Genomic DNA, 12,896 nt, shown 5'->3' with positions numbered 1-12,896 from the left:
TGGTCGGCCCCGATGGCTGGGTCACCCGCATGAACGACCGTCACGAAGTCGAATGGATCCCACCGCCACACCTCGACACCGGCCAAGCCCGGGTCCACACCTACCACCACCCCGAACGACTACTGCGCCCACCCGACAACCCAACTCACGACGATCGCGAGCCTGGCGGTCCGGAACCCAACGCCGCTTGAGGCTTTCGGGCGACAGCTAGCCGGCGGGCACCGCGGTGTGCCTAGCGCCGCACATGAACACGGCGATACGCGCGGTGGTGTCGCCGCCGTTGCGCCATCGATGCCGGGTGCCGTTCTGCACCACAGTGTCTCCGGGATTCAGCGTCACCTCGGCGCCGTCGTCGAGTTCGAGTACGACCGTGCCCTCCAGGACAACCTCGAAGTCGATGGTGTCGGTGGTGTGCATGCCGGGGTCGGCGGGGTCCATGTATCGGAGCAGCCCCGGCGCCTCGGCCTCGACATCCGCGGGATTGATCTCCGAGCCTGCAACGGTCTTCGGCGGAATCGCGAACATCCCGAATCGGAACCTGCCGACCGGCGGGAAATACGTCCGCTGCTCGGGCATGGCGCCGTCGTCGGGAAATTGCGGGGTTGTGTCCCCGCCCCACAGTCGGTGGAAGCCCGTCGTCGGCGACGCCGCCACCAGTTCGTCACTGACGAACACGGACTTACCGGATGCATCGTGCCCGGTGACTACTCGGCGGACATCCATGGCATCAGTCAAACACCGCCCGCTTGGCGATCGGGTGAATATCGTCTGGATCCATGCAGCAGAAGCCACCGACCGCCGTCATCGAATCCGCGCACCGCGAGCACCTGACCACCCTGCCGCTCACCGACACCCGCGATTTCGACGACGCGGATCGCGGCTTCCTCGGCGCCCTGGAACCGTGCGTCATCAAGTCGGCCGACGGAAAGAGTGGTGTGGGACAACGACGTCTACGCTTTCCTCAACGGTGATGCGCCCACCGCGGTGCATCCCAGCCTGTGGCGGCAGAGTCGGCTGTGCGCGAAACAGGGCCTGTACGAAGTTGTCGAAGGCATCTACCAAGTCCGCGGACTCGACCTGTCCAACATGAGCTTCATCGAAGGCGACACCGGCGTCATCGTGATCGATCCGCTCGTCTGCACTGAGACCGCGGCCGCCGCTCTCGCCCTGTACCGCGCCCACCGCGGGGACCGGGCGGTCACTGCCGTCATCTACACCCATAGCCACGTCGACCACTTCGGCGGTGTGCTCGGCGTGACGACGCAGGCCGACGTCGACGCGGGCAAGGTGGCGGTGATAGCGCCAGAGCATTTCACCCAGCACGCCGTGCAAGAGAACGTCTATGCGGGAACAGCGATGGCGCGACGCGCCTCGTACATGTACGGGGCGGTGTTGGCGCGGGGCACGCAGGGACAGGTCGGTTGCGGCCTGGGTCAGACGCCGTCGCTGGGTGAAGTGGCGTTGATCGTGCCGACGGTCGACATCCGGGAGACCGGTGAAAAGCACACGTTCGACGGAGTCGAGATCGAGTTCCAGATGGCGCCCGGCACCGAGGCGCCCGCCGAGATGCACTTCTACTTCCCGAAGTTCCGCGCATTGTGCATGGCCGAAAACGCCACTCACAACCTGCACAATCTGCTCACGCTGCGCGGTGCGCTGGTGCGTGACCCGCACGGCTGGGCCGGCTACCTCACGGAGGCCATCGACACGTTCGCCGACCGCGCGGATGTGGTGTTCGCCTCCCATCACTGGCCGACCTGGGGTAGGGACCGGATCGTCGAATTCCTCGCGCTGCAGCGAGATATGTACGCCTACCTGCATGACCAGACGCTGCGGCAGCTGAACCAGGGCTTCACCGGGATCGAGATCGCCGAGAACTTCCAGATGCCTCCGGCGCTGGAGGCCGCATGGCACACGCGCGGCTATTACGGCTCGGTCAGCCACAACGTCAAGGCGGTCTACCAGCGCTACATGGGGTGGTTTGACGGCAACCCGGCGCGGCTGTGGGCGCACCCGCCGGAAGCGATCGGCCCACGCTACGTCGAGGCGATGGGCGGCATCGACCGCGCCGTCGAAATCGCACGAAAGGCGTTCGATGCCGGCGACTTTCGCTGGGCGGCGACACTTCTTGACCATGCCATTTTTACGGACACCAACAACACCGCAGCGCGCGACCTGTACGCCGACACTCTGGAGCAACTCGCGTACGGCGCGGAAAACGCGGTCTGGCGCAACTTCTTCCTGTCGGGGGCAACCGAGTTGAGGGAAGGCAACTTCGGCACCCCGACGCAAACCGCGTCGCCGTCGATGATGGCGCAACTGACTCCCGAGCAGATCTTCGATGTCTTCGCGATCAATCTGAACGGGCCACGTGCCTGGAATCTCGACGTCGCGGTCGACATCAGTTTCCTGGACACGGCCACCAACTATCGCGTGACGGTGCGCAACGGCGTGCTGATCCATCGGCAGCGGGCCGCCGAGGAGTCGACCGCCCAGGCGACCATCACGTTCGCCGACAAGATGAGGCTGTTGGCATTCGCCGCGGGCGACGCGACGTCACCCGGCCTCGAGGTGATTGGCGACGCCACCGCGATGCCGTCGGTACTCGCAGCGGTGGATCAGCCCGATCCGGGCTTCAACATCGTCGAGCCGTAACTCGCCGAAACTGTATTCCAGCAGGTCGCTTCTCGAACTTTCTCTGCTGGAATACCGTTTCGGCGAAAAGCTACGGCATGCCGCCGTCGCACCGGATGATCGACCCGCTGGTGTAGCTCGACGCATCAGAAGCCAAAAACAAAGCAGCGCCGATGATTTCAGGCGGATTGCCGAGCCGTTTGAGCGCGAAGTGCTGCGCACCCTTCGTCGTCGCCGGGATGTCCCACGCCTTACTGATGTCCGTGAGGAACGGACCCGGCATCAGCGTGTTCACCCGCACCGTCGGCCCGAAAGCCAGTGCGAAGCCTTCCGTCAGCGCGTTCAGTCCCGCCTTGGCCGCCGAATAGGGCAGCTGTTCAGGCCGCGGCCGTCGCGACCCGCTCGAGCTGACGTTGATGATGGAACCGCCGCCGTCGGCCACCATCCGTTCACCGACCAGCGCCGACAACCGGAACGGCCCTTTGAGATTGAGGTTGACCACCGAATCGAAGAGTTTCTCGGTGACCGAGTCGAGCGACTCGTACAGCGGTGACATGCCCGCGTTGTTGATCAGGACGTCGACCTTGCCGAACCGCTCGTAGGAGGCCTCCACCAGCCCGTCGAGTTCGTCCCAGTGCCCGACGTGCACCTGATACGGCAGAACGGCACGCTTGGTCGCGGCCTCGATCTCCTTGGCCGTCTCGACACAGTTTTCGTATTTGCGGCTGGCGATGATCAGGTCGGCGCCGCACTGCGCGGCCGCGAAAGCCATCTCCCGGCCGAGGCCGCGGCTGCCACCGGTGACCAGGACAACCCGGTCGGTGAGGTCGAAGAGTTCGTCGGCGTAGCCCCGGGAAGTCACAGCCCTATGGTGGCACGGTGCAATTACTCCTCATCAGGCACGCGCTGCCATTGCGCAGTGAACCCGGGCAGGGCTCGGACCCTGACTTGTCCGCCGACGGGATCGAGCAGGCCAAACGGCTGCCGGATGCGCTGGCGCGGTTCCCGGTCAAGCGGCTGGTCAGCAGCCCTCAGCGGCGTTCGGTGCAGACCGCGCAACCCGTGGCCGACGCGCTCGGCCTGACCATCGAGGTCGACCACCGGCTCGCCGAGTACGACCGCGACATGGCCCACTACATCCCCGTCGAGCAGATCGCCGCCGAGTACCCGGAGCAACTGGCGCGGCTGGCGCAGGGCCACCTGCCCAGCGGTGTCGACGAAGACGCCTTCCTCGGCCGCATCAACGAGGGCATCCGCGCGATCGCCGACGCCGGCGACCACGAGGACACGGTGGCGGTGTTCACCCACGGTGGGGTGATCAACGGGCTGGTGCACACCATCTTGCGCACCGAGAAGATCCTGTGCGTCAACGTCGACTACGCCGGGATCACCCGGCTGCTGTCGTCACGCAAGGGCGACTTGTACGTAGCCTCGGTCAACGGCACCGAGCACGTATGGGATCTGCTGCCGAGAAACCAGCGGTGGTAGACAAGTCCGGTGAGTACATCGCTCGAAGGGCTTGACCTCGACGCCCTGGATCGCCACCTGCAGTCCATCGGCATTCCACGCAGCGGTGAGTTGCGCGCCGAGCTGATCTCCGGCGGCAGGTCCAACCTCACCTTCCTGGTACGCGATGACGCCTCCAAGTGGGTGTTGCGCAGGCCGCCGCTGCACGGCCTGACGCCGTCCGCCCACGACATGGCGCGTGAGTACAAGGTGGTGGCCGCGCTTGCCGACACCCCTGTGCCGGTCGCGCGCGCCGTCGCGATGCGCAACGACGATTCCGTCCTCGGTGCGCCGTTTCAGATGGTGGAGCACGTCGAGGGGCGAGTCGTGCGATACGACGATGAACTCGAAAAGCTCGGGGACAAGACGGTCATCAGCGATTGCGTCGACGCGCTGATCCAGGTGCTCGCCGATCTGCATGCCGTCGACTCCGAGGCGGTCGGGCTCGGCGATTTCGGCAAGCCCACCGGCTATTTGGAGCGGCAGGTGCGGCGCTGGGGCGGGCAGTGGGATCTGGTCCGGCGCGAGGACGATCCGTGCGATGCCGATGTCAGACGGTTGCATTCGGCTCTAGCGGAAGCGATTCCGCCGCAGAGTCGCAGTTCGATCGTGCACGGCGACTACCGGATCGACAACACGATTCTCGACAATTACGATGCCACCAAGGTGGCTGCGGTATTGGACTGGGAGATGTCCACACTGGGTGATCCGCTCAGCGACGCCGCGCTGATGTGCGTGTACCGCCACCCGATGTTCAACATGATCCACGCCGCGTCCGCGTGGGCGTCGCCGTTGATGCCGGAGGTCGACGAGCTAGCCAATCGGTATTCCCTTGCGGCGCAACAGCCTCTGGACAATTGGGACTTCTACATGGCGCTCGGCTACTTCAAAGTGGCGATCATCGCCGCAGGCATCGCGTTTCGGGCCAGGATGGGCGGCGGGGTCGCCGACGACGCCGACGCGGTCGACCAGGCGGTGGCGCCGCTCGTGGCCGAGGGACTGCGCGTGCTGGCCTGAGATGCGCATGTTCGTCCGTCTCGGCGTCTGGTCGATGGTGGTGCTGGTCGTGGTGTTGACGGTGCTCAACCTCACGATCGCGAAGTTACCCAGCATGCCGCAGCCCGACGGAACGTATACAAGCCTGCGCGGCAAGGACATTCATTACGTCGAACAGCCAGGTGAAGGTCCGGCCGTGGTGATGATCCACGGGTTGCCCGGCACGCATGAGGATTTCGACCCGGTTCTGCCGCACCTGCAGGGCAGGCATGTGATCACGTTCGACCGGCCAGGGTTCGGCTGGTCCAAAGGTGGCTGGTTGCCGTACCAGGAGCAGATCGATCTGGTGCACGAAATGCTGACGCAGCGCAAGGTCTCACCCGCGATTGTGGTCGGTCATTCGTTCGGCGGCACAGTGGCACTGGGTCAGGCCCGTCGCTATCCCCGCGATCTCATCAAGATGATTCTCGTTGCGCCGGGCGCAGGAGGCACCAGGTCGCAGCCCATGGACGAGTTCAATGCCCACTACGTCCGCTTCACACAACTCCCGCTGGTGCGCACGCTGGTCGACGTAGCCCCAGGCGACGTGATCAAGCGCGTGGTGGCAACCAGCGGCGCCAAACGCGCCTTCGAACCTGCGCCTGTGGATCCCGCCTACCAGCGGCGGCTGCTTTCGGTGACGATGACGCCGGGCAATATGGCGGCATTCGCATCGGACCAACTGGAGTTCGACGACACGTCACGCTGGTTGGACGACAACGTGCCCCAGATCCGGGTGCCATCGCTGATCATCGCCGCGATCGACGACAAGCTGATCAACATCGACCATCCTCGCCGGCTCGCCGACACGCTGCCGGGGACACGACTGCTCACCGTGGACGGCAACCACATGATCCCGTACACGCACCCCGATGTGATTGCGGCCCAGATCCTCGGCTAGAAGCCGGCCTTCAAATTCCGCTTGGCCGCGCGACGCAGCTGAATGATGCGCGCGGTTCCTGCCGCGACGGTCAACAGGCCGCCACACACCGCGGCAAGCAGAATCGCAACGCCCACGGGCAGATTCCACTCCCAAGCGAAGAAGTGGATGGTCGCCGAGTCGGTGTTCTGCAGGATGAACACCAACAAGAAAATCAGGATCAGGAAGCCGACGATGAGCGCCGACCACAGCGCCGCAGCGCGGGTGAACTTGACCGCGGATTGGGGCGACATCAGGTATTCACCGGGGGTGGCCGTCGGATCCGGTGGACTCCCTTTGGAGGAGGTCTCCGGCGCCTCGGCGGGCAGCGGTGGAACCTCGCCAAGTGGGCGATCGGACGAGGCAGACGGATCGCTGGTCATGGCTTCATCTTTGCCCCTTTGCGCATCGAAAGAAACCATATCGGTGCGCACGCTGACGCAAAGGGCGGCGTTCCGTCGCGCATCTCGCTAGTGTCCTCCAGGAGCCAATGCGCCGAGAGGACATCCGGTATGTCGAGCACACGTAGACCGATCCTGGCCATCCTAGCTGCCGTTCTTACGGTGATAACCGCAGGGTGTGGCAGCTCCAATCCGCTGGGCGGCGGCGAGATATCCGGCGATCTGAAGTCGATCAAGGTTGGTTCGGCCGACTTCACCGAATCCAAGATCATCGCCGAGATCTACGCCCAGGCGTTGGAAGCCAACGGCTTCACCGTCGGGCGCCAGTTCGGCATCGGCAGCCGCGAAACCTATATCCCCGCGGTGCAAGATCATTCCATCGATCTCATCCCGGAATACACCGGCAACCTGCTGCAGTACTTCGACAAAGAGACGCCTGCGACGACACCGGACGCGGTGCTGCTGGCACTGCTCAAGGCGCTGCCCGGCGATCTGTCGATTCTTTATCCGTCACCCGCGGAGGACAAGGACACCCTCGCGGTCACGGAGGCGACGGCGCAGAAATGGAACCTCAAGTCCATCGCCGACCTCGCGACGCACTCACCCGAGGTGAAGGTCGGCGGACCGTCGGAGTTCCAGACCCGCGTGACCGGGCTGGTGGGGTTGAAGGACAAGTACGGGTTGGACATCTCGCCGGCGAACTTCGTCGCGATCAGCGACGGCGGCGGCCCCGCGACCGTGCAAGCCCTGACAAGCGGCGCGATCACGGCCGCCGACATCTTCAGCACGTCACCGGCGATCGAGCAGCATCGGTTGGTGGTGCTCGAGGACCCGAAGAACGTTTTCCTGGCCGCCAACGTCGTGCCACTGGTGGCGTCGCAGAAGATGTCCAACGAACTGAAGACCGTACTGGACGCCGTGAGCGCCAAGCTGACCACCGAGGGGCTGATCCAATTGAATACGGCCGTCGAAGGCAACAAGGGAGTCGACCCCGACGAAGCGGCGGCGCAATGGATCAGGGACAACGGGTTCGACAAGCCGGTGCAGAAGTGATCACGTTCGAGCACGTCACCAAGACGTATCCCGACGGCACCGTCGCGGTCGACGATCTGACATTGGAAGTCCCGCAGGGAACGCTCACGGTGTTCGTCGGTCCTTCCGGCTGTGGCAAAACCACCTCGATGCGGATGATCAACCGGATGATCGATCCGACCTCGGGCACGCTCACCGTGGACGGAAAGGACGTCACCAATGTCGACCCGGTGAAGCTGCGATTGGGCATCGGCTACGTCATCCAGAGCGCCGGGTTGATGCCGCACCTGCGGGTGGTGGACAACGTCGCCACCGTGCCGGTGCTGCGCGGCGAATCACGGCGCAGCGCACGCAAATCCGCGCTGGAGGTAATGGAACGCGTCGGTCTGGACCCCAAACTCGGCAATCGGTACCCTGCGCAGCTGTCGGGCGGCCAGCAGCAGCGCGTCGGCGTGGCGCGCGCCCTGGCCGCAGATCCGCCGATTCTGTTGATGGACGAACCGTTCAGCGCGGTTGACCCTGTGGTTCGCGAGGAATTGCAGACCGAGATCCTGCGACTGCAGAGCGAATTGCGTAAGACCATCGTTTTCGTCACTCACGACATCGACGAGGCGGTCAAGCTCGGCGACAAGGTCGCGGTATTCGGGCGCGGTGGCACATTGCTGCAGTACGCCGAACCCGCGTTCGTCCTGTCCAACCCCGCCAACGAACTCGTCTCCGGATTCGTCGGCGCCGACCGCGGCTACCGAGGTTTGCAGTTCTTCCATTCGGCCGGCCTGCCGCTGCACGAGATCAAGACGGTGGTGGACCACGATGTCGACGGCCTGATGTTGGAAACCGGAGAGTGGCGCCTGGTCACCAGGCCCGACGGCACGCCGTTCGCCTGGATCAACGCCGACGGTGTCGAGGCGCACCGCAAAGGCAATTCGCTGTATGACAGCACCATCGGCGGCGGCTCGTTCTTCCGGTCGGACGGTAGCCTGCGGCAGGCTCTTGACGCGGCACTGTCCTCACCGTCCGGGTTGGGAGTGGCGGTCGGCGACGACGGTCAACTGATCGGCGGTGTGCGCGCCGACGACGTCCTCGACGCGCTCAACGAACAGCGCCGCGTGCCGGAACTGGGGTAGCCGATGCGCTATTTGCTCACTCACCTCGACAACCTCTGGGCGCTGACGCTGATCCATCTGCGGTTGTCCCTCGTCCCCATCGTCTTGGGGCTGATAATCGCCGTACCGCTCGGCGCAATGGTGCAGCGGACCACGGCGCTGCGCCGGCTTACGACGGTGACGGCGAGCATCATCTTCACCATCCCGTCGCTCGCGCTGTTCGTCGTGCTGCCGCTCGTCATCCCCACCCGCATCCTCGACGAGGCGAATGTCATTGTGGCATTGACGCTTTACACCGTCGCATTGTTGGTGCGCGCGGTCCCTGAGGCGCTGGACGCGGTATCGCCCGCTGTGCTCGATGCCGCCACTGCGGTGGGCTACAAGCCTGTCTCCCGAATGCTGAAAGTCGAACTGCCGCTTGCTATTCCGGTGCTCATCGCCAGCCTGCGGGTGGTCGCCGTCACGAACATCTCGATGGTGTCCGTCGGTTCAGTGATCGGAATCGGCGGCTTGGGCACCTGGTTCACCGAGGGCTATCAGGCCAACAAGAGTGACCAGATCATCGCAGGCATCATCGCGATCTTCGTGCTGGCCATCGTCATCGACACGCTGATCATGCTCGCCGGAAAAGCACTGACGCCGTGGACGAGGGCGACCAGAGCACCACGAGCGGCTCGCCAACAAGCCACCGCCGGAGCGACCGCATGAACTTCCTGCAGCAGGCGCTGTCGTTCATCTTCACCGCGGCCAACTGGGGCGGCCCCGCCGGCATGACGGCGCGCATTCTCGAGCACCTGCAATACACCGTCGTCGCCGTGGTCTTCTCGGCGTTGATCGCCGTGCCGATCGGCATGCTGATCGGGCACACCGGTCGCGGCACCTTCCTCGTGGTGACCGGGGTGAACGCGCTTCGTGCGTTACCGACGTTGGGCGTGCTGCTGCTTGGCGTGCTGCTGTGGGGCCTCGGCCTCGTGCCGCCGACGGTGGCGCTGATGCTGTTGGGCATCCCGCCCCTGTTGGCGGGGACCTACTCGGGCATCGCGAACGTAGACCCTGCGGTGGTGGACGCCGCCAGGTCGATGGGGATGACGGAATCGCGGGTGCTGCTGCGGGTCGAGGTGCCGAACGCGATGCCGCTGATCCTTGGCGGGCTGCGCACGGCGACACTGCAGATCGTCGCCACCGCGACCGTCGCCGCGTATGCGAGCCTGGGCGGGCTGGGGCGCTATCTGATCGACGGGATCAAGGTGCGGGAGTTCTATCTCGCCTTGGTCGGCGCGCTGATGGTCACCGCGCTGGCGTTGATCCTCGACGCCGTCCTGGCTTTCGCCGTCTGGGCCTCGGTACCCGGCACCGGCCGGCTGAAGGGCCGTCGGGCGATGCCCCAACCGTTGCTCGGCGACGAGGTCGCCCTCGAGTCGAAGTCGCGTGCCGAAAGCACTTCGGTAGCGGGCTACGAACGAGGCGATCCTTCGCCTACGGTAGAGGCATGAGTGAAGGTCGCTCTGATGAGAAGGACACCGGTGGCGCCAGCGAGGAGCAGAAGGAGTCGTGGCCGCGAACATTGACCTGGCGCGCGCATGACGTCCCGAGGATGGAGTCGGTCCGGGTTCAGCTGTCGGGCAACCGGATCAAGGCGCACGGCAGGATCGTTGCCGCCGCGACGCCGTCGCACCCCGCCTTCTCGGCTTCCTACGACTTGGTCACCGACGAAGCAGGCGCGACCAAGCGGTTGTCGCTGACCGTCACACTTGCCGAGCGCGAGCGTCAACTGTCGATCGCGCGCGACGAAGAAAACATGTGGCTGGTGCAGCAGCACACCGGTGAGACCAAACGCGCCGCGTACGACGGTGCGCTCGACGTCGACGTGATCTTCAGCCCGTTCTTCAACGCGCTGCCGATCCGGCGCACCGGCCTCTATCAACGCAGCGACTCGATCAGCTGTCCAGTGGTTTATGTGCGACTGCCCGACCTGTCGGTCGACCGCGCCAACATCAGCTACAGCAGCGCGGCCGACGGAATCAAACTGCATTCGCCGGTCGCCGAGACCACGATCAGGGTCGACGACGACGGCTTCATTCTCGACTACCCAGGGTTGGCAGAGCGGATCTGATCACGCCGCCCGCCCGCCCCGCGGCGGCGAGTTCCTGGCGCCAGTTCTCGTCGCCGACCACCACGGTCACGATCTCGGGTCGGCTGAAGCTGTCGTAACGGATCCGCGCCGCATGACCGGGTTCGACCAGATCGGTGAGCGGATTCTTGGCGGCCAGTGCATCGCGCGCGTGTCCGAGCAGGGCCAGCATGCGCTCCAGCACGGGCAGCAATTGATCGGCGTTGGCTTCGCACATGGCGCGCACGAGGTCGGGTGCGGTGGCGGCCACCCGGGTGCCGTCCCTGAACGAACCCGCGGCCAACGCGAACGCCAAAGGCACCTCGCCCGCGGTGATCGCGAGTGCCTCCGCGAGCAGGTGCGGCAGGTGCGAGATGGTGGCCGCGGCGGCGTCGTGCTCGTCGGAGCGGGCGGGGACGATCACCGATCCGCAGTCCAACGCCAGGTTCATCACCGTGGTCCAGATGTCGGGATCGACATGGTCGTCGACGGCGACCACCCATGGTGCACCCACGAACAGACGGGCGTTGCCCGCCGTCCAACCGGAGTGCGCCGTGCCGGTCATCGGATGGCCGCCGACAAAGCGGTCGAGCAGGCCGAAGGACTGCACTTCGTCCAGCACGCAACCTTTCACGCTGGTCACGTCGGTCAGCGCGCACTCGGGCGCGGTGTCGCGGACGCGGGCCAGCATCCTCGCTAACGCGGGCACGGGTACCGCGAGCACGATCAAGGCGTTGCTGTCGGCCGCGCGGCGCAAGGCTTCGTCGAGATTGTCGGTGGCGTCGAACCCGTCGAACTTGGCCGCCTGCACCCCGTCGATCGAGCGGTTGTAGCCGAAAACCTCGCGCCCGGCGGCCGCGGCGGCGCGCATCACCGAGCCGCCGATCAGCCCCAGTCCCACCACACAGATCGGTGTGTTCGTCATCCTCCAAGGTTGGCATACAAAGCACATCGCCCGACGTCAGCCCAAGTCGGGACTGCTGGTAAACCCCGGACCTCGGGACTACCGTTACCCCTCATGGGAGCACAGGGTGCGCCGGCGGCCGACATGCCAGACGGATTCGGCGTTGCCGTCGTGCGCGAGGACGGCAAGTGGCGCTGTTCGGCGATGCGCAAGGCCGCTTTGAACAGTTTGGCCGCCGCGGAAACCGAACTCCGTGAATTGCGTAGCGCCGGTGCGGTTTTCGGCTTACTTGACGTTGACGACGAGTTCTTCGTGATCGTGCGGCCTGCGCCTGCGGGCACCAGGTTGCTGCTGTCGGATGCCACGGCCGCGCTGGACTACGACATCGCCGCCGAGGTGTTGGAGAAGCTCGACAACGACATCTCTCCCGAGGAACTCGAAGAGGCCGACCCGTTCGAAGAGGGTGACCTCGGCGTGCTTTCCGACGTGGGCCTGCCTGAGGCGGTGCTGGGCGTCATCCTCGACGAATCCGACCTGTACGCCGACGAACAACTGGGCCGGATAGCGCGCGAAATGGGCTTCGCCGACGAGTTGTCCGCCGTTCTCGAGCGTCTGGGTCGGTGAACCGACAATCGGGCTGGGTCGGTGAACCGACAATCGGGCTGGGTCGGTGAACCGACAATCAGGTTGGGTCGGTGACGACTGACGAGGAGCTGATCCGGGTTGCCTTGGAGGCCGCGTATGCGGCGGGTCCTCGCGATGTGCCGATCGGGGCGGTGATCGTCGCGGCGGACGGCACCGAGTTGGCGCGGGCAGCCAACCGGCGGGAGGACCTCGGCGACCCGACAGCGCACGCGGAAATCCTGGCTCTACGCGCGGCGGCGTCCGCGCTCGGCGACGGCTGGCGGGTGGAGGGCGCCACGCTAGCGGTCACGGTCGAGCCGTGCACGATGTGCGCCGGCGCGTTGGTGATGGCGCGGGTGGCGCGGTTGGTGTTCGGCGCATGGGAACCGAAGACCGGCGCCGTCGGGTCGTTGTGGGACGTGGTGCGCGACAGGCGGCTGACGCATCGGCCAGAGGTGCGCGGCGGAGTGCTTGCCACCGAATGCGCGGCGCCGCTGGAGGCGTTCTTCGCGCGGCAGCGATCGGACTAGCTGTGATGTCCAGGGAGGTTGGTCAGTCGTGTGATCGGCGGCTGGCCTCCGATGGCGGAGTGGGCTCGGTGGTGATTGTAGAAGTGGAGCCAGCC

General features: G+C 65.4%; 14 protein-coding genes and 2 pseudogenes. 12 read left to right on the top strand and 4 right to left on the bottom strand.

Annotation, left to right across the window (positions count from 1 at the left end; translation table 11 throughout):
- Positions 1 to 191, top strand: a pseudogene (locus tag ACGFK1_RS32780) (hypothetical protein); the annotation flags it as partial.
- 16 nt (positions 192 to 207) lie between these two features.
- On the opposite strand, the gene ACGFK1_RS32775 reads toward ACGFK1_RS32780, so the two are convergent.
- Positions 208 to 723 (bottom strand): cupin domain-containing protein, encoded by a 516-nt coding sequence (locus tag ACGFK1_RS32775; protein WP_393439945.1) that lies wholly within the window; start codon positions 721 to 723, stop codon positions 208 to 210.
- Positions 724 to 776: 53 nt separating this feature from the next.
- Between ACGFK1_RS32775 and ACGFK1_RS32770 the strand changes: the two are divergent.
- Positions 777 to 2,655 (top strand): annotated as a pseudogene (locus ACGFK1_RS32770) (alkyl/aryl-sulfatase).
- Between the two features lie 70 nt (positions 2,656 to 2,725).
- On the opposite strand, the gene ACGFK1_RS32765 reads toward ACGFK1_RS32770, so the two are convergent.
- A complete protein-coding gene (locus ACGFK1_RS32765) occupies positions 2,726 to 3,496 on the bottom strand; it encodes an SDR family NAD(P)-dependent oxidoreductase (RefSeq protein ID WP_393439942.1) in 771 nt (256 codons plus the stop codon).
- A 17-nt stretch (positions 3,497 to 3,513) separates the two neighbouring features.
- Between ACGFK1_RS32765 and ACGFK1_RS32760 the strand changes: the two genes are divergently transcribed.
- The 3 genes from ACGFK1_RS32760 to ACGFK1_RS32750 are packed head-to-tail and all read left to right on the top strand — an operon-like array spanning position 3,514 to position 6,076.
- Entirely contained in the window at positions 3,514 to 4,122 is a 609-nt protein-coding gene (locus ACGFK1_RS32760) for a histidine phosphatase family protein (RefSeq protein ID WP_393439939.1), read from the top strand.
- A 9-nt stretch (positions 4,123 to 4,131) separates the two neighbouring features.
- Complete coding sequence (locus ACGFK1_RS32755) at positions 4,132 to 5,157, top strand: phosphotransferase family protein (RefSeq protein ID WP_393439936.1); 1,026 nt, start codon at positions 4,132 to 4,134, stop codon at positions 5,155 to 5,157.
- Between the two features lies 1 nt (position 5,158).
- Positions 5,159 to 6,076: an alpha/beta fold hydrolase gene (locus ACGFK1_RS32750; RefSeq protein ID WP_393439933.1), complete on the top strand. Its 918-nt coding sequence runs from the start codon at positions 5,159 to 5,161 to the stop codon at positions 6,074 to 6,076.
- Here ACGFK1_RS32750 and ACGFK1_RS32745 read toward each other — a convergent pair.
- Positions 6,073 to 6,477: a lipopolysaccharide assembly LapA domain-containing protein gene (locus ACGFK1_RS32745; RefSeq protein WP_393439930.1), complete on the bottom strand. Its 405-nt coding sequence runs from the start codon at positions 6,475 to 6,477 to the stop codon at positions 6,073 to 6,075. The two genes, ACGFK1_RS32750 and ACGFK1_RS32745, sit on opposite strands and share 4 nt — an antisense overlap.
- Positions 6,478 to 6,606: 129 nt before the next feature.
- Between ACGFK1_RS32745 and ACGFK1_RS32740 the strand changes: the two genes are divergently transcribed.
- From ACGFK1_RS32740 to ACGFK1_RS32720, 5 genes are read left to right on the top strand one after another with little or no spacing between them, the layout of a single operon-like run.
- Positions 6,607 to 7,548 (top strand): ABC transporter substrate-binding protein, encoded by a 942-nt coding sequence (locus ACGFK1_RS32740; RefSeq protein WP_393439927.1) that lies wholly within the window; start codon positions 6,607 to 6,609, stop codon positions 7,546 to 7,548.
- Positions 7,545 to 8,654 carry an ABC transporter ATP-binding protein gene (locus ACGFK1_RS32735; protein ID WP_393439924.1) on the top strand — a complete coding sequence of 370 codons (1,110 nt, stop codon included), beginning with the start codon at positions 7,545 to 7,547 and terminating at the stop codon, positions 8,652 to 8,654. Before ACGFK1_RS32740 ends, ACGFK1_RS32735 begins: the two co-directional genes overlap by 4 nt.
- A 3-nt stretch (positions 8,655 to 8,657) precedes the next feature.
- Positions 8,658 to 9,341, top strand: coding sequence for an ABC transporter permease (locus ACGFK1_RS32730; RefSeq protein WP_393439921.1), 684 nt, complete (start codon positions 8,658 to 8,660; stop codon positions 9,339 to 9,341).
- Positions 9,338 to 10,126 carry an ABC transporter permease gene (locus tag ACGFK1_RS32725; protein ID WP_393439918.1) on the top strand — a complete coding sequence of 263 codons (789 nt, stop codon included), beginning with the start codon at positions 9,338 to 9,340 and terminating at the stop codon, positions 10,124 to 10,126. The genes ACGFK1_RS32730 and ACGFK1_RS32725 overlap by 4 nt, the downstream gene beginning before the upstream one ends.
- A complete protein-coding gene (locus ACGFK1_RS32720) occupies positions 10,123 to 10,746 on the top strand; it encodes a putative glycolipid-binding domain-containing protein (protein ID WP_393439915.1) in 624 nt (207 codons plus the stop codon). The genes ACGFK1_RS32725 and ACGFK1_RS32720 overlap by 4 nt, the downstream gene beginning before the upstream one ends.
- On the opposite strand, the gene ACGFK1_RS32715 is transcribed toward ACGFK1_RS32720, so the two are convergent.
- Complete coding sequence (locus tag ACGFK1_RS32715) at positions 10,709 to 11,668, bottom strand: prephenate dehydrogenase (RefSeq protein ID WP_393439912.1); 960 nt, start codon at positions 11,666 to 11,668, stop codon at positions 10,709 to 10,711. The genes ACGFK1_RS32720 and ACGFK1_RS32715 overlap by 38 nt on opposite strands.
- Positions 11,669 to 11,761: 93 nt before the next feature.
- On the opposite strand from ACGFK1_RS32715, the gene ACGFK1_RS32710 reads away from it, so the two are divergent.
- Both ACGFK1_RS32710 and ACGFK1_RS32705 read left to right on the top strand, forming a co-directional pair.
- Positions 11,762 to 12,271 carry a tRNA adenosine deaminase-associated protein gene (locus ACGFK1_RS32710; RefSeq protein ID WP_393439909.1) on the top strand — a complete coding sequence of 170 codons (510 nt, stop codon included), beginning with the start codon at positions 11,762 to 11,764 and terminating at the stop codon, positions 12,269 to 12,271.
- 71 nt (positions 12,272 to 12,342) lie between these two features.
- Positions 12,343 to 12,801, top strand: coding sequence for a nucleoside deaminase (locus tag ACGFK1_RS32705; protein WP_393439906.1), 459 nt, complete (start codon positions 12,343 to 12,345; stop codon positions 12,799 to 12,801).
- Positions 12,802 to 12,896 lie beyond the last annotated feature (95 nt).

Origin of the sequence: Mycobacterium sp. NPDC048908 (assembly GCF_043197955.1) — a bacterium.
Taxonomy (GTDB): Bacteria; Actinomycetota; Actinomycetes; order Mycobacteriales; family Mycobacteriaceae; genus Mycobacterium.
Note: the sequence above shows the minus strand (reverse complement) of the source record. Positions and strands in the feature narration are given on the sequence as shown.